Source organism: Kosmotoga sp. DU53 (genome assembly GCF_001639905.1).
Classification (GTDB): Bacteria; Thermotogota; Thermotogae; order Petrotogales; family Kosmotogaceae; genus Kosmotoga; species Kosmotoga olearia.
Genome location: NZ_JGCK01000007.1, coordinates 19,744 through 36,330 on the forward strand (window position 1 = coordinate 19,744; position 16,587 = coordinate 36,330).

12 protein-coding genes are annotated in these 16,587 nt (G+C 41.3%); 9 read left to right on the forward strand and 3 right to left on the reverse strand.

The window, feature by feature from the left end; all coding sequences use genetic code 11:
* The 8 genes from DU53_RS00655 (at position 1) to DU53_RS00690 (ending at position 7,736) form a co-directional block, all read left to right on the forward strand.
* On the forward strand, positions 1-810 hold the full coding sequence (locus tag DU53_RS00655; protein WP_063726957.1) for a BtpA/SgcQ family protein: 810 nt from the start codon (positions 1-3) through the stop codon (positions 808-810).
* On the forward strand, positions 807-2,303 hold the full coding sequence (locus DU53_RS00660; protein WP_063726959.1) for an FGGY-family carbohydrate kinase: 1,497 nt from the start codon (positions 807-809) through the stop codon (positions 2,301-2,303). The genes DU53_RS00655 and DU53_RS00660 overlap by 4 nt, the downstream gene beginning before the upstream one ends.
* A gap of 23 nt (positions 2,304-2,326) precedes the next feature.
* Complete coding sequence (locus tag DU53_RS00665; protein WP_012744677.1) at positions 2,327-3,118, forward strand: SDR family NAD(P)-dependent oxidoreductase; 792 nt, start codon at positions 2,327-2,329, stop codon at positions 3,116-3,118.
* Between the two features lie 41 nt (positions 3,119-3,159).
* Positions 3,160-3,981 carry a carbohydrate ABC transporter permease gene (locus DU53_RS00670; protein WP_012744678.1) on the forward strand — a complete coding sequence of 274 codons (822 nt, stop codon included), beginning with the start codon at positions 3,160-3,162 and terminating at the stop codon, positions 3,979-3,981.
* A gap of 39 nt (positions 3,982-4,020) precedes the next feature.
* A complete protein-coding gene (locus DU53_RS00675) occupies positions 4,021-5,283 on the forward strand; it encodes an extracellular solute-binding protein (RefSeq protein WP_063726961.1) in 1,263 nt (420 codons plus the stop codon).
* A 17-nt stretch (positions 5,284-5,300) separates the two neighbouring features.
* Positions 5,301-6,194: a carbohydrate ABC transporter permease gene (locus DU53_RS00680; RefSeq protein ID WP_063726963.1), complete on the forward strand. Its 894-nt coding sequence runs from the start codon at positions 5,301-5,303 to the stop codon at positions 6,192-6,194.
* A 36-nt stretch (positions 6,195-6,230) separates the two neighbouring features.
* Positions 6,231-7,004, forward strand: a complete 774-nt coding sequence (locus DU53_RS00685) for an inositol monophosphatase family protein (protein ID WP_063726964.1) — start codon at positions 6,231-6,233, stop codon at positions 7,002-7,004.
* Positions 7,005-7,196: 192 nt separating this feature from the next.
* Positions 7,197-7,736: a glycerol-3-phosphate responsive antiterminator gene (locus tag DU53_RS00690; protein ID WP_012744682.1), complete on the forward strand. Its 540-nt coding sequence runs from the start codon at positions 7,197-7,199 to the stop codon at positions 7,734-7,736.
* Between the two features lie 48 nt (positions 7,737-7,784).
* Here DU53_RS00690 and DU53_RS00695 read toward each other — a convergent pair whose 3' ends face one another.
* Both DU53_RS00695 and DU53_RS00700 read right to left on the reverse strand, forming a co-directional pair.
* Positions 7,785-12,308: a fibronectin type III domain protein gene (locus tag DU53_RS00695; RefSeq protein ID WP_012744683.1), complete on the reverse strand. Its 4,524-nt coding sequence runs from the start codon at positions 12,306-12,308 to the stop codon at positions 7,785-7,787.
* Positions 12,309-12,320: 12 nt separating this feature from the next.
* Positions 12,321-13,601 (reverse strand): metallophosphoesterase, encoded by a 1,281-nt coding sequence (locus DU53_RS00700; RefSeq protein WP_158302996.1) that lies wholly within the window; start codon positions 13,599-13,601, stop codon positions 12,321-12,323.
* Positions 13,602-13,719: 118 nt separating this feature from the next.
* Between DU53_RS00700 and DU53_RS00705 the strand changes: the two genes are divergently transcribed.
* A complete protein-coding gene (locus DU53_RS00705) occupies positions 13,720-14,640 on the forward strand; it encodes a sugar transferase (RefSeq protein WP_012744685.1) in 921 nt (306 codons plus the stop codon).
* 70 nt (positions 14,641-14,710) lie between these two features.
* On the opposite strand, the gene DU53_RS00710 is transcribed toward DU53_RS00705, so the two are convergent.
* The gene (locus DU53_RS00710) at positions 14,711-16,465 is read right to left on the reverse strand and encodes an NADH-dependent [FeFe] hydrogenase, group A6 (RefSeq protein ID WP_012744686.1); all 1,755 of its coding nucleotides are present in this window, start codon (positions 16,463-16,465) and stop codon (positions 14,711-14,713) included.
* Between the last annotated feature and the right edge of the window lie 122 nt (positions 16,466-16,587).

Genomic DNA, 16,587 nt, shown 5'->3' on the forward strand with positions numbered 1-16,587 from the left:
ATGGCTACTGTAAAGGAAATCTTTGGAAAAGAAAAAGTAATAATTGGTATGGTGCATTTTCCACCGCTTCCTGGTTCTCCGTTGTATGACGACAAAAAAGGGGTGGAATTCATCGTTGAAAGAATAAAAAGCGATCTTAAATCCCTTCAAAATGGCGGAATAGATGCGGTTATGTTTTGTAACGAGAACGACAGGCCATACAAACTGAAGGTGGATTCTGCCACAGTGGCTACCATGAGCAGAGCAATTGGAGAGGTTATGGATGAAATAAGGGTTCCTTTTGGCGTAGATGTTTTATGGGATCCGTTTGCCGCGATAGCCATAGCTAAAGCTGTTGGAGCTAAATTCATCAGGGAAATTATAACTGGAACTTACGTTTCAGATATGGGGCTCTGGAAAACGGAAGTTGGAGAATTTTACAGATATAGAAAATTACTCGATGCTAATGATATAGCGGTGTTTTTTAATATATCTGCTGAGTTTGCCTACAACCTTGACAGAAGACCTTTAGAAGAAATAGCAAAAAGTGTTGCTTTCTCCTCACTTGCTGATGTAATACTCGTCTCTGGCCCGATGACAGGTGAATCGCCTTCTCTGGATCACATAAAGAAGGTCAAAGACAAAGTAGGTGAAAAACCCGTCTTTGCCAATACTGGTGTAACCAAAGAAAACGTAAGAGAGATACTCAACATAGCTGATGGCGCCATAATTGGTACAAGCTTGAAAAAAGATGGAATCACATGGAATCCAGTAGATGAAAGCAGGGTAAGGGAGCTTATGGAGGTTGTTGAGGAGGTCAAAACTAGATGAAAGACCTTATCCTCGGAATAGATATTGGAACAACAGGAGTTAAGGCTCTTCTAATAAATGCGATGGGAGATATAGTTTTTGAAACGACAAAAAATTGCGATCTTCTTTCACCAAAACCCGGATTTGCTGAAGAGGACCCCAATGTTTGGTGGAATAATGTTAAAGAAATTCTCAGTGAAATATCTACCGAATTTGGGAGGAGAATAGCCTCTATAGGTGTTTCTGGAATGGTTCCTACTTTAATTCTCATAGATGAAAATGGGAAACCTTTATATAACTCAATCCAGCAAAATGACAGTAGAGCGATAGAAGAAATAGAATACTTCGAAAAGATGATAGACAAAGAAGTATACTTTTCCGTCACCGGAAATACAGTAAATCAGCAGGTAATATTCCCAAAGTTCTTATGGTTGAGAAAACATGTACCTGATAAAGTCAAACAAACAAGGTGGATAATGGGTTCATATAACTTCATAAATTTCAAACTTACAGGCATTCCCAACCTTGAAAAGAATTGGGCCCTGGAAAGTGGACTCTGGAAGATTGAAGATGGATGGTATAAGGATATATTAGACGCTTCCGAAATTCCTGAAAGTATCCTTCCAGAAGTGTATGAACCGTGGGATATAGTGGGTGGAACTACCAGAGAATTAGAAGAAGAAACAGGGATTCCCGAAGGCGTTCCTGTAACAGCAGGATCTGCAGATCATATAGCCTCCGCTCTTGCAGTTGGCATGAGCAGGAATGGTGACCTCCTCTTAAAATTCGGTGGAGCCGGAGATATATTGTTTGTCACGGAACAATTAAAACTGAGCAAGAAGCTTTTCATTGACTACCACGATATCCCCAACTGCTATGTTCTCAACGGCTGTATGGCATCAAGTGGAAGTATAGTGAAATGGTTTAAAAATGAGTTTGCTCCCGATGTGAGCTTTGATAAACTCACCGAAATGGCAAGAACCGCCGGAGTTGGAAGCGGAGGTATTGTCATGTTGCCATATTTCATTGGTGAGAAAACACCTATATTTGATGCAAAAGCCAGAGGAACCATGGTAGGTCTTTCCCTTTTCCACAACAAGGGCCACATGTTTAGATCAATACTTGAGGCGGTTGCATTTGGATTTAGGCATCACGTGGAGGTCATTGAAGAAATGGGTTTTGCCATCGAAAGAGTCTTTATGTCAAATGGAGGGGCTAAAAATGAGCTCTGGAGGCAGATAGTCGCAGATGTAGTGGGTTATGATGCCGTTTATATCACCAACCACCCGGGGTCATCGCTGGGAGCCGCTTTTATAGCTGGAAAAGCAACTGGGATGTTCGAAGATTGGGACGAGATAAACAAATTTCTAAAAACAAAAGAAAAGATATCATACGACCAAGATAATCACGAGGTTTATTCGAAATATTACGAGATATACAGAGATACATATACAAGTTTGAAGAGTGTTTTTGAAAAACTTTATGAAGTGTACCATGAAAAATCCGAATCTTAAAAAAGCCAGATGGGGGTATTACGATGAGCAACTGCAAAAGATTTGAGGGAATGACTGTTTTTATAACAGGAGCAGGTAAAGGAATAGGAAAGGCAATTTCAAAAGCATTTGCAAAAGAAGGTGCAAAACTTGCCCTGGCGGATATAAATAAAGAGGTTTTGAACGAAACATTAGGCGAAATAAAGCAATATTCTCCAGACTCAAGGGCATATGTTCTGGATGTCACCAATGAAACATTGGTCAAGAACGTTGTCGAAATAGTTCTGGAGGATTTCGGTACAATCGATATTCTCATCAACAATGCCGGTGTTTCTACTATGAACTGGTTCTGGGAACTTACTGAAGAAGAATGGGATTATAACATGAATGTGAATGCAAAAGGGGTATGGCTCGTTTCAAAACATGTTGCTCCACATATGATAAAGAAAAGAAAGGGCAAGATAGTAAATACCGCTTCTATGGCTTCGAAAATTGGAGCTCCTCTTCTCGCGCATTATTCTGCTTCCAAGTTCGCAGTTATTGGGTTCACACAGGCAATATCAAAAGAACTCGCACCTTACAACATAAATGTAAATGCTGTTTGCCCCGGATTTGTAAAGACAAGCATGCAAGATCGAGAAATCGTCTGGGAAGCAAAACTCAGGGGAATCGATGAACCAGAGAAGGTAAGGGAAGAGTACATAAAGCAAACCCCTCTTGGAAGACTATGTTATCCAGAAGATGTGGCAAAAGTCGTTCTCTTCCTGGCATCGGAAGACGCAGACTTTCTCACCGGCCAGGCAATAAATGTCACTGGGGGAGCATGTACACATTGATTCGCTCCCGTAAAATTTTCTGCGAACGAGGGGGGAGTTAAATGACAAGATCTGAAAAACGTTGGAACATAATAGCTCATGCCGTTTTGATAGTATTTTCAATATTAATCCTTTTTCCAATCATCTGGACGATTAGAACGAGTTTCGCCAGTGATGTAATCGCTTATGAAATCCCTCCAAAACTTATTTTCAAGCCTACTATTAAGAATTATATGGATATTTTTGTTGAAAATAACTTTTTGTTATACTTCAGAAACAGCTTTATTGTCTCCATAGTTTCTACTTTAATTTCCATACCTATAGCTTCATTGGCCGCATATGCTTTCGCAAGATACAATGTAGGAGGGAGTAAATTTAGAATGCTTATAATTCAAACTCAGATGTTGCCGCCTGTTGTATTAATCATTCCTCTTTTTGTTATCTTTATGAAATTAGGTTTGACAAACACACTGACGGGATTGATAATCTCTTACCTTGCCTTTAATTTACCATTTCTTATCTGGACATTAATAGGATTCTTCGAATCAATTCCTCGGTCAATAGAAGAAGCAGCGTTGATAGATGGAGCAAATAGATTTGTTGCTTTTGTCAGAGTGGTCTTTCCCATAGCCGCCCCTGGAATAATGGCAGCCGCAGTTTTCAGTTTTATATTGTGCTGGAACGAGTTTCTCTTCTCACTTGTTTTGTCTGGACCAGGTACCGCAACTATCCCCGTCAGGTTGGCTGCACTTCAAACTTCTAGAGGAGTGTTGATTGGAAAACTTTCAGCTGGAGTTGTAATTGCAATATTACCAATAGTCATATTAAGTCAGTTTATTCAAAAATACCTTGTAAGAGGATTAAGCTTTGGGGCCATAAAGTAACACCCTTTGACTTATAACCTTTCCATTGGAGGTGGGGAAATGAGGAAATTCTGGTTTGCACTTTTACTTTTGGTAATTTCTACGAGTCTTATGGCGACGACTCTGAATGTTCTCATGGAAGATGTTCCTGAAACCCATATCATTAAGAAATTGCTTCCTGAATTTGAAGCAAGCACCGGTATTAAAGTCAATTTTGAAATCGTTCAGTACGGTGATATGCACGCTAAACTTGTTCCTCAACTTTTAAGCCCAAATTGTCAGTACGATCTTTTACAGGTTGACAATTATTGGGCTGGAGAATTTAGCGCAGCTGGTTGGCTCGAACCGCTTGAAAAATATGTTGAAAGAGATGGGTTCGATATATCCGTCTATTTACCTTCGATGCTAAACATGGTAGGGTATTACAACGGAACTCTGTACATGATTCCTATGTATAACTATGCCATGGGCCTAATTTACAGGAAAGATGTACTGGAAGATCCAGAAATACAGAATATGTACAGACGGAAATATGGAAAAGAAATTGCCATTCCCAGATCTCTTGATGAATATGTAGAACTCTGCAAATTTATTCAAGAAAACACCAATCTATACGGTTCCGCAATGCAGGCACAGCGCGGTGATCCAATCGTTATGGAGTGGTCTAACTATCTCTTTTCATCAGGTGGAGACTATTACGATGAAAAGTGGCATTCGATAATTAATAATGAAAAAGGAATTAAAGCCACACAACTCTACATCGACCTTTTAAAACATGGTGCTCCTAAAGGCGCTCTCTCTTTTAACCTTGATGATGCATATAGGATAATGTCACAAGGAAAGGCCTTCAGTATGATTTCCTACAACTGGATGGTAGCCCAGCTTAATGATCCTGAAAAATCCAAAATCGCAGGAAAAGTTGCCCTTGAACCAATGCCAGGTGGTGTTGGACTCAATGGGGGATGGGGTTGGGCTATTCCTAGGAATGCTCCTGACAAGGAAGCTTCTTGGAAATTTATTAAATGGGTTGAATCATTCAAAGTAGCAAAACAAAGAGCTTTATTAGGAGGAGCTCCCACAAGATTTGATATATTCACCGACGAAGATGTTGTGAAAGCTTTCCCGTATTATCCAAAAATCATGTGGCTTGTTATGACTGCCAAACCTGTTCCCGAATTCCAATACTCTTCTCAAATGATCGAAATTACAGGAAGAGAACTTTCACTTGCTGCTACTGGAGAAAAGAGTATTTCAAAAGCACTCGACACAATTGCAAAAGAGCTTGATAAACTTTCCAAGCTTGCAAAACTCTGGAAAAAATAAGTGGGGTGAAGGGGCTAATGATCAGTAAATACATGAAGAACGAAAAACTAACAGGATGGATATTTGCGACCCCTTCTTTAATTGTTTTGGGGGCGGTTATAGCCGTCCCCCTTATTTACTCATTCATAGTGAGCTTTTCTGATTATACTTTTGTTAGTCCTTTCTTTAATTTTGTGGGATTCCAAAATTATCTTGCCGCTTTTCAAGATAGTTATTTTTGGAATTCTTTGAAGGTAACTCTAAAGTTCGTGGTACTTGTTGTATCAATGGAATTTGCTATCGGATTTATGATAGCACTGATGTTGAATAGAGAAATTAGATTAAAAAAGCTATATTATACAATTTTGACACTCCCAATGGTTATGAGTCCAGTTGCAGTAGGTTTGATATGGAAAATGTTATTACACCCAGATCTTGGAGTCATAAACTATTTTATAACTTCTCTCGGCTTGAAGCCTGTAAACTGGCTAGCTAATAGTACAAATGCCTTCTGGACATTAATCATGGTTGACATATGGCAACAGGTTTCTTTTATGATTCTCTTGCTTCTCGCTGGACTTGTTTCATTGCCAAAAGAACCTTACGAAGCTGCAACTATAGACGGAGCAAATGAAACACAAAAATTTCTTTATATAACTCTTCCTCTAATGAAACCAGTCATTGCAGCTGCGATCACTATTAGAATAATACTAGCATTTAGAACATATGACCTTGTTTATGTTCTTACAAAAGGAGGTCCAGGAGTCAAAACCGAGGTATTAAGTTACTTTATTTATCGAAAAACCTTCATGGGACTAAATTTATCTGAGGCTTCGGCTACTTCATATATTCTACTTTTAGTTGTCATGGTTATAGTAATATTAGCCTTTCGATTTATTCTTAAGAGTCAAAATATCGGTGAACAACAATAAACTCAAAGGTGTTTTATTCCAGCAGAGGTGTGTATTATGAATATAAAAACCATGATTAAGGCTGCAGAAGCAGCGGGTAAATTAGCATTAAAGTACTTCAGAAGTGATTTTCTAAAGTACGAAACAAAATCTTCCAGTGCTGATCTAGTTACCGAAATTGACATTGCTTCTCAGAATGAAATTTTAGATGTGCTAAGCAAAAATTGTCCTGGCATACCAATAATTACAGAAGAAAAGAACCCACAAACTTATCCTGAGAAGTATTTTCTTGTAGACCCTCTTGATGGAACCTTGAACTATTTTCATGGTATTCCTCTTTTCTGTGTTTCAATTGCTCTCGTAGACAAGGGGTATCCGGTTTTAGGAGTTGTTCATGTGCCAACATTTTCGGAAACATTCACCGCCGAAAAAAGTAAAGGAGCTTATTTGAATTCAAAACGCATTCAGGTATCAAATAAACTCAGATTAGAGGATGCACTATGTGTAACGGGTTGGCCATACAATAAAAAACTGCACAATTGGACACAAAACGCTGTTAGAAAGATGCTCGAAGTAACTCAAGAAGTAAGAATATTAGGCTCCGCTGCTTTAGAACTCTGTTATATTGCCGCAGGCAATCTTGATATATATTTTGAAATTGGGCTTTCGCCCTGGGACATCGCTGCTGGTTATTTGATAGCGTCAGAAGCTGGTGCAACTGTTTCTTCTATATCGGTAGATGGTTTTGAATTGAATCTTGGGGAAATACTTGCAACCTCACCTGCTATTTATGCTGATACATTAAAGATACTAAGGAAATCATCTGAATAATAAGCTGATTGATCTAGCGTTGTAGATATCTAATGCATTGAGAGAAGATATAGATCAATAAGGCTATGTGGTAAAATAACTTCAAGAAGGATTCGATAGTTGGGTCATATCATTTAGTAGATATGACCCTTTTCGTTTTTCTCATTTCTTCTAATTTTTGCTTACCCAATCACGTAACAAAGGAGGGATCACATGCTGAAGGGTATAATTGCTGCATTATGGGAAAGAACCATTCCACCTGAAAGGGTTCCTAACGATACCATATTTTTCTTGAATGGTGGGCTTCTGGAGCTTCCCGAAAGGGTGAAAAGATTTAAGGAAAGCGGGAAACGTATTTATGTTGATATAGACTTCATCTCGGGTTTAAACAGCGACCATGACAGCGTCCAATACCTTAAAGAAATAGGTGTTGACGGTGTGATCACCGCTAAGGTCAGAACCTATAAAATTGCTTTATCCCTGGGAATACCGGGTTTGTTGCGTTTCTTCGCCCTGGATTCACGCGCAGTAGATAGAGGCCTGGAGCAGATACTCCACAACGATGTTAGAGCTGTTGAGATACTGCCCGGGCTGGCAGCCTGCAAGGTATCAAAAAAGCTCAGGGGATTGCTTCCAAATGTCAATATAGTTGCAGCGGGACTGATCGATAATGTTGAAGAATTGAAAATGATAAAACCCTATGTAGATGCTATTTCCACAAGCAATAAAGAACTATGGTATCAAAGCTGGTAATAAAAAAGGTCGGGAAAACTCCCGACCTTTTTTATTTGTTCCTTTTCTTCAGTCTAACTTCACCGGGTTCATCGGATCAGTTATGTCGAACAGGATGACCCCTTCTTCGGTAACAACTGCCAGCATTTTTTCACCGGCAACAAGTTGCTTAACTTTTGCAACATCCTTAATGGCTTTGACTATTTCAGGGTTGTACGGATCTTCAACATTGAGAACGACAAGATCACCATCAGCAATTGCGTACAGTGCGTTGCCTTTCAAAAGTAACCTGGTGACAGCATAGAAGCTATCGACTACCGTCTCTTTCATTATGTTGAGATCTACGTACTTCAGACCACCCTTTGCACCTGTTTCACCAACAAAGGCAACATCATCTTTCAGTACAACAGCCTGCGCATTTCCGCCTTCTTCTCCTGCATATTTGTAATTACCATCTTCATCTCTCGTCAACTTGACAACACCTGAAAGGAAATCTGCCAGAACAATCTTCGAAGCATCTTCAGAGACATCGATGTCTGAAATAAACAACCCATTGTATATGACTTCAGACTGCCCAGGCAATCCCTGGTCGTCCAATGACACTTTGTAAACCTTAGCTCCAACAGCAGGATCTATATCGAGTATCCATAGAGCGTTATCGGCGTAAACCATGTCTATAGGATCTTTAAGGCCGAGTCCAAGCTCTTGTTTGAAAGCTGGCTGCGTAGTGCTGTAACCCAATTTCAGAGCGATAAGATCGCCGTTATTGTTTATAACGTAAACAAGGTCTCCGTTTATTATCGGTGCAACTTCGCTGTTCAGATCAAGGTCGGTTAACCTGCGTTCGTAAACCTCATCTATTCCTTCAGCAAAGATCTTTTCTACAAGGACTCCATTTTCGATATATACAACTTTGTCTCTTTCCGGAGCTGTCGTGAAGGTATATACTTCGCTATTGGAACTGCCACCTCTCGAATCAGTTGCTTTTACACGCCAGTAGTAGGTACTTCCAGCGTTAAGAATCTCTGTGAGCTTATAGCTGTCCTCTGAGGTGGTGGCAACAAATGTCAGAACGTCAGGATCTTCTCCAAGGTAAATGGTATTTACGATTTCATCACCATCGGGATCTTCTGATTTCCATTCAAACTCCGGTGACAGAGAAACCATTTCGCTTCCATTCTCCGGAACGCTCAATTGCACTCTTGGGGCGGCATTCCCGGTAACAAAGCTCCAGACATCTGAAACGGCTGAGTCTATTCCGTCGCTGGCTTCGACTTTCCAATAATAGACTTTATTTCCACTGTATTCAGTGAAACCGTAAGTTGTTTCTGTAGCCAGATCTATCTGTTGCATATTATCGACATCTGTTCCAATGTACAGAGTGTAGAACAACGTATCACCATCAGTATCGGTTCCTTCCCAGCTGAGCACTATTTCGCCTGTCAGATCTGTTGCATCGTTTTCTGGTGCAATCAACTCAACAGCCGGTGGGTTGTTCTTTGTTGTGAAGGTCCATTTAGGTGATTCAGTTGAATTTCCAAATTCATCCCGCGCTACAACGTGCCAGGTGTATTTTTTGTGGCTTTCAAGCGGTGTCGTTATCGTAGCAACAGGCGTGATCAGTCCTGTGTACAGGGGTTCAGCCTGGCCGTCAAGGTAAACATCGAAAACAAGCTTTGCGTTGTCCGGATCATACGCATTCCACATTAGAACAACGTCAGTGGTTTCCACATCTTCAGACCCATCCATAGGAGTCGGATTGGAGAATTCCACAGGATTGTCCTCAACAATGAAACTGCTCACTTTTCCGTAACGCGGTTCTTCATCTTCTATCTTGATTTTCCAGTAATATGTTCTGTTTCCTAGCAATGAATCAACAACTTCTTTAGAGAATATCTCAGGAAGGGTCAAAGATGTTTTGGATCCTACGAATTCACGGTCGATCATCTTTTCCTCACTGTCGTAAAGCACAAAAATGTAATTTACAGTCCCATCATCGCTGGTGTATTCCCATGAGAATGTGGCTGTAGCTGGATCAATTACGCTACCGTCTTCAGGTGACAGATACTCGAGGTTAGAATCAGCTGTTTCAATTCTCTCAGGCTGCTCTAACCAATTCTTTGCACCGTGAGCATCTGTAGCGACAATGTTGAGATAGTAAATACTATCAGGTGCCAGATTTTCGGCTACAAAGCTTGACAGATTGATACCGGTAGCCACCAACGTCTCAGGAACTTTGCTTGTGTCAAAATAAACCTCAACGAAGACATCTTCGCCTTCAGGATCGGTTGCTTCCCATGTGAATTCAAGAGGAGCAACTGCACCGTATTTCCAGAGGTCTCCAGGACCGGTTATCTCTATCACCGGTTTTTCGTTACCTGTGACGAAGCTGCGTTTTTCGCTTATTCCTTTCTTGCCGATCGGATCGCTTGCTACTACCCACCAGGTATAGGTTGTATCAGGTGTCAGCGGGAAGTCAAGCTCGACCTCTTCAACGTTAGCACCAAGATCTACAACCACGGGTTCTTCTTCGCCATCAGGGAGAAGGAACAGTTTGGCCGTGAATACAGGATCGTCCTGATCAAATACCGACCAGCTGAATTTTGATTTAATTGTTGAAACCGGAGCACCATCGAAAGGTTCTTTTAATTCAACCACCGGTGGTTCATCAAAGGTGGAGAATTCCCATACATCACTCGTGACTGTGGCAGCACCATCGGTTGCAGTTACTCTCCAGTAATAGGTGCTTCTGGGACTGAAAATGCCTTCCACTGTTATTGTTTTTTCTTCAAGGGTTGCAGAAGCTATCAAAGTTTCAAAAGTCGTGTCAGTCGCTATTTCGATTGTGTAGGTTAAGGCATCTCCGTCAGGATCATCGCAACTCCAGGCAAAGATTAGCCTATCGAAATTATCCAGATCGGTAGCACCTGGAGTGGGACTCTCAGCAATAGGTCTATTGGGTTCAGTGTTTTCTGTGAAGAACATGTGTTCTTCCGTTACAGTTGAAGCCTTCTTTGAATCAATTGCTTCAACCCTCCAGAAGTACTGTGAACGTGCCTGAACCTTTTCAAGCTTGAAGGTGCTGTCTGGTGTTTCGTACATTTCTTCTTCGCCTTCAGCTTGTCTGATGAACACATGATAAATCACATCATCGCCATCAGGATCGAAACAGTGCCATTCCAGAACAACGCTTCTTGGATCAATAAATGTCCCATCTTCAGGAGAAAGGATCTCAACAACAGGCGCTCTATTGCCAACAACAAACTTTCTTTCCACGCTGCCCTGGCCACCGTAAGTATCCCTGGCAACAACCTTCAGCGAATATGTGGAAGCACTGTCAAGTCCTGTAACAGCAATGAAATCATCCTCAAGATTTGTCGCCAGCGTGGTGTAAAGTTCTCCAACCTTCGCAATGTAAACATCGTATACAAGGCTATCACCGTCAGCATCTGTTCCAATCCAGCTAAACGTTGCGTCTCTGGAAACTTCCTGCATTTCTTCCGCTGGGTAGACAAAAGCAACTTCCGGTTCTGTATTTGACATTTCAAATGCCCACTCATCGCTCTTGATGGCCTTGCCATCATATGCACCTTCAGCGACCACATACCACTTATAGCTGGTATGGCCTTTCAGCTTTTCATCAAGTACGAACTTTATGGGACTGGAAAGCTCTTCGGGGTTTTTGACGACAGGGCCAAAAACCTTTTCTCCTTCGTCAGAAACGATGTGTATCTGGAATTTCACCGGCCAATAATAGCGGTTGTATTCGACTTTCCAGGTTAATTCAACAGGCTGTTCTCCAACAACGGAAGTATCGGCTGGACTTATCAGGGTTATACCCTTCAACCGCGGCGCCACTTCTGTTGTGAATGCATAGGTTCCGGAGATTCTTTCTCCACCGTAACCATCTTTTGCAATTACCTTCCAATAATATTTCTTGCCGAATTCGAGTTCTTCTATTGTGTAGCTTGTAGCAGATCCAACGTTCACTTTTTCGGGGTTTGTAAAACGTATGTCAGTATCAAACATCACCGTAAAAGTAAGATTATCTCCATCGGGATCTCCACCGGAAATCCATTTCAGGGTCAAACCACGTGCAGTAACGTTCGCCGAATTGTTGGCAGGAGCAACCAACTCGGGTTTATCTGGATCGCTATTCTTGAGTTTGAAAGTCCAAATTTCACTTTCATCATATTTTCCTTTTTCGTTGAATACTTTAACTTTCCACCAATATTGCTTATGGGGCTTAACATTGGCTTCATAACTGAATTTCACAATGTCCTTTGCTTCCCTTGACGGGACACCTTTAACACCTTCGGCAATCTTCCGAAGAGCGTCTTTGCTTTCACCCATCCAGATCTCTGCCGTAAGTGTTTCACTGGTTTTTTTATACATTACGTCCCAGCTTAACTCAATCGTCTTACTGTATTTCACTGTGTCATCGTTATTTCGTGGCACAGGTGATACAGCGTTGACGAGTATCTTCGGTGGTTCGGTACACGAAGACAGAGTGAAGATCATTCCAATTACCAGAATGGCGAGTAACACAAAGGATAGCGTTGGACTACTCAGACTCTTACTTTTCCTGGACATTCTTATCCCTCCTCAGACACGTATATTTATTTCATTTGCAGTGAATTTATCACTTCCATACCTTTGATCAGAACCAATTCCGTTTAATTTCATTACATGTCTAGATTCTATATTAAGATCTTTACCGATTTTTTGAACTATCAAATAACTCAATTGAGCTCTCTTTACAAAACTATTCGAAGATTTCCTATCCACCATTTCTACCACAGGTTGCCATGTGCCGGTATTGGCATAAAATTTCAGTTCACCATCCACCGGAATTCCTCTCAACGTATGTCTATGATTATGCCCCATAATCACCCCCTTTATATCTGTGGGAAGTACCTCAGGAACACCATTGCAGTAACCAACAAAATTAGTTTTCCTCATTACTTTCTTAAATCCTTTTTCAAAGGAGCAACCAAGAATTCGTCGAGCGCATCTATATAAATAATCGGTTTGCATAAATCGTCTGAAACTCATGATTACACGGATTATCCATTCTCCAAATTTCATACCGCCAAAACGATTGACAAAAATCGTCGTTAGATATCTCAATCTCGGATAGTTAGTCTTCAACCAGCTCTGCGCTTCAGGCGTCTTGAGCATTTCTATAAACGTCTTCGTCCAGAGTTCCAGAAGATCCGTATCGACGTCATAACGCTGCCTGATATGTTCAAACCATTGAAAGACATCCAGAGTAGGGTGCACAAATCGATAATCATTTATAAATGGCACCGGTGCATTCAATCTTTTCAACTTTTCTTCAAAATTTAGCACCATGTACCGCGCCATAAAGTTCCCAAAAGGAGCCAAAAGATTACCGTTATCGTCTTTTGAGAATCTTCCCACAATGTCAAATTGGTTTCCGTGAAGGGTGAAAAGCTGCATCTCTGCGTCATAATAGAAAGGCAAAATCCTTACATTTTTTTGACCACCCAGAGCTTCTATGAGGCTGTTTCGCAATTCCGGATTTTCGAGCAGATAATGATCGTGGTTCCCGACAACATACACAATTTTCCCATACTCGGAAAATCGCCTGAAAGCGTCAAAAACACGAGTATGACGACTTTCAATGTCAGATATGAGTCTGGATGTCAATGACCTCGAAAGAATCGGATAAGGCAACAACCCGAGAGATTTAACTTCATTTGAATTAACCAGCTCTAATCCGTCACCAACAATCACAAGCTCAGAACAACCTGAAATTACAAGTGATTCTATAAGGTCGGCGAGCTCGTTATCGTATTCAAAATCGGTTTCGAATGTTCCATCACCAATATGAAGATCCCCCAGATAAACCTTTGTTACCATACGTTGTGATTTTACCATACACCGTTAAATGCGACAATTCCTAACCGTTTTCATTTTACCTCAGTATCTTCAAATTTCCCAAAAATCATGCGACAATAATAGCGATGGGAGAGATGTCATGTTTTTTTATGTGATCGATTTTCTATTTTCGATTCCCTTGATAACTAATAGTGTTGAGGATTTTTTACTGGCATTTCTAATCAGCGGATTCGTGTCTCTTTCAATGAGGGGGTATGAATCACAGATTATCCTTGATCCCAAAGAAAGAAAAATTTCTTTCTTTGGGTCATTGGTGATGGTAACGATTCTGTTTTTTGTTTTTACCGGATCTGATATAATCATTCTTTTGCCTGCGTTATTATCCGCACTATTCCGCTATACAATCCTCTTTCGGTTCAAAAGATTTTTCAAGCTCAGACCAATGACCGTTGATCCCGGAACAGTCGAAGAAGACTTTCAGGAGCTTGTCCACGTAAAAACTTATGATGGTTTTAAGAGATTTCTCGACTTTGTTTTTGGAGTAGTTTTTCTGATTCTTTTGACTCCAATCTTTCTCATAATAGCCGTACTAATCCTGATCACTTCCGGAAGACCCGTGTTCATAACACAGGATCGCATGGGAAGAAATGAGAAGGTATTCAAAATGCTCAAGTTCAGAACGTTCACGAACGGCGAACATCACAAGAGAATAACCAGGGTTGGCAAAATTTTGCGCCCACTGAGGCTCGATGAGCTCCCCCAGATTATCAACATCATTCTCGGCGAAATGAGCCTGGTTGGCCCCAGACCAGAACTCAAAGCCTTTCACGAGATGGGTAAAAAACACGTTCCAAACTATAAGCTTCGTTTACTGGTGAGACCCGGTCTCACCGGCTGGGCACAGATTAACTATAAATACACTACAACCCCTGAGGAATACATGATAAAAACCTCATACGATCTGTACTACGTTTTGAATCGCTCTCTGAGACTGGATATCCTGTGCTTGCTCAAAACTCCCTACGCTGTAATAAAATCTCTGGTGTCTAAAGATTTCTAGGCTGCTAATAAAAAAATCGGGGACATTTGATAAAGTGTCCCCGATTATCTATCTCCCGCTCACATTGAGCTCAATTTACTTCTTCAAGTTCTTTCTTTCGTTCCACAACGCTCTTTTTCCTGTCGAGATAGTGCGTGTGGAGAAGCTCATGGGATATGTGGCTAAGCGGGTGCTCAAGATATTCCTCGTAGATTTTCTTGATCGCCGGGTTTTCATGAGATTTTCTGATAGGCATGTTTTCATCAATTTCGTAAATAGCCTGCATTCTTCTCTCAAGATAATCTGGTCTGGTGGATTTGGGCTGTCCTCCACCACCAATGCAACCACCTGGACAGGCCATAATCTCCACAAAGTCATAGTAAACCTCACCAGATTTTATCTTATCCATGAGTTTGACAACATTTGCACCACCGTGGGCAACAGCAACTTTCAGAATCTTTCCATCAAGGTCAACCTCAGCCTCTTTGACTCCCTCAAATCCACGCACAAATTCAAAATCGAGCTTCGGCAGTTCTTTGCCGGTGTAAAGCTCATAAGCCGTTCTGAGAGCTGCTTCCATAACACCACCGGTAGCACCAAATATTACAGCGGCACCGGTAGATATGCCAAGAGGAGTATCGTATTCTTCTTCAGGAAGTGATTCATAAGGAATCTTTTTCATCTTTATCAATTTTCCTAATTCTCTAGTGGTTATAACAGCATCCACAGCAACATGCCCTCTAACCAGCAATGTTTCGCGCTCTGCTTCGTCTTTCTTGGCTGTACATGGCATTACGGAAACGACAAATATATCTTTTGGATCTTTGCCTATCTTTTTGGCGAAATAGGTTTTGATAAGAGCACCGAGCATCTCATGTGGAGACTTGGCTGTGGAAAGATTTTCTCTGAATTCAGGATAGAGTTTCTCCATCAGGTTAACCCAGCCGGGACAACAGGAAGTGAACATGGGGAACTTACCGCCTTCCTTTATCCTCTGAAGAAGTTCGGATCCCTCTTCCATAATCGTGAGGTCAGCAGCAAAGTCTGTATCGAAAACATAGTCAAATCCTAACTTTCTAAGGGCTGCAACCATCTTACCCGTGGAGATCGTTCCCGGTTCTTCACCGAATTCTTCACCGAGAGCTACACGAACAGCCGGAGCTGTCTGCACCACCAGAACTTTTTCATGCTTATACAGTTCTTCGGCTACACGTCTGAAATCCATTCTCTCCGTGATTGCTCCAACCGGACACACCGTTGCGCACTGGCCACAGTTGATACAATCCGTAGCAGCTATTGGAGCTCCAAGCGCTGGGACTGGTATAGAATGATATCCCCTTCCTGCCACAGAAAGAATAGAAAGTCCTTGCAATTCTTTACAGGCACGGCCACATCTTCCACAAAGAATACACTTGTTCATGTCCCTGAACAAAGAAGGGCTGGACGTGTCGTAGGGTATATTTCTGAGGTCCTTCGGGAACATATCCTTGATATCGTATCTGTAAATGAGATCCTGGAATTCACAGCGCCCGTTTGCATCACATGTCATACAATCATTGGGATGGCTGGAAAGCAGTAAAGCCAGATTGAACCTCACGGAGCGGTTCACGCGCTCCGTATTCGTTCTTATGACCATCCCATCAGTAACATAGGTAGCACACGCTGGAGAAAGGTTGCGTGCTCCTTCGATTTCAACCATACAAACCCTGCATGCTCCCACGATTGATAGCGCCGGATGATAACACAACGTTGGGATTTCGATACCAATTTCACGACATACTTCGAGGACTGTTCGATTTTCTTCAACCTGATATTGTTTTCCGTTGATTGTAACGGTAACTGGCACCCAGAAGCACCTCCATTCGGCAACGTAAACTCACAGTTATTGTGAATTTTCTATCAAGGTTATTCTACCATATCATTCTATGAAGTTACAATGTATAAAGTTAAAATTTTCTCCAAACTAAG

Coding starts and splice junctions, on each gene's coding strand:
- DU53_RS00655 (WP_063726957.1), top strand. CDS start 1: ATGGCTACTGTAAAGGAAATCTTTGGAAAAGAAAAAGTAATAATTGGT.
- DU53_RS00680 (WP_063726963.1), top strand. CDS start 5,301: ATGATCAGTAAATACATGAAGAACGAAAAACTAACAGGATGGATATTT.
- DU53_RS00665 (WP_012744677.1), top strand. CDS start 2,327: ATGAGCAACTGCAAAAGATTTGAGGGAATGACTGTTTTTATAACAGGA.
- DU53_RS00705 (WP_012744685.1), top strand. CDS start 13,720: ATGTTTTTTTATGTGATCGATTTTCTATTTTCGATTCCCTTGATAACT.
- DU53_RS00695 (WP_012744683.1), bottom strand. CDS start 12,308: ATGTCCAGGAAAAGTAAGAGTCTGAGTAGTCCAACGCTATCCTTTGTG.
- DU53_RS00690 (WP_012744682.1), top strand. CDS start 7,197: ATGCTGAAGGGTATAATTGCTGCATTATGGGAAAGAACCATTCCACCT.
- DU53_RS00670 (WP_012744678.1), top strand. CDS start 3,160: ATGACAAGATCTGAAAAACGTTGGAACATAATAGCTCATGCCGTTTTG.
- DU53_RS00685 (WP_063726964.1), top strand. CDS start 6,231: ATGAATATAAAAACCATGATTAAGGCTGCAGAAGCAGCGGGTAAATTA.
- DU53_RS00700 (WP_158302996.1), bottom strand. CDS start 13,601: ATGGTAACAAAGGTTTATCTGGGGGATCTTCATATTGGTGATGGAACA.
- DU53_RS00660 (WP_063726959.1), top strand. CDS start 807: ATGAAAGACCTTATCCTCGGAATAGATATTGGAACAACAGGAGTTAAG.
- DU53_RS00675 (WP_063726961.1), top strand. CDS start 4,021: ATGAGGAAATTCTGGTTTGCACTTTTACTTTTGGTAATTTCTACGAGT.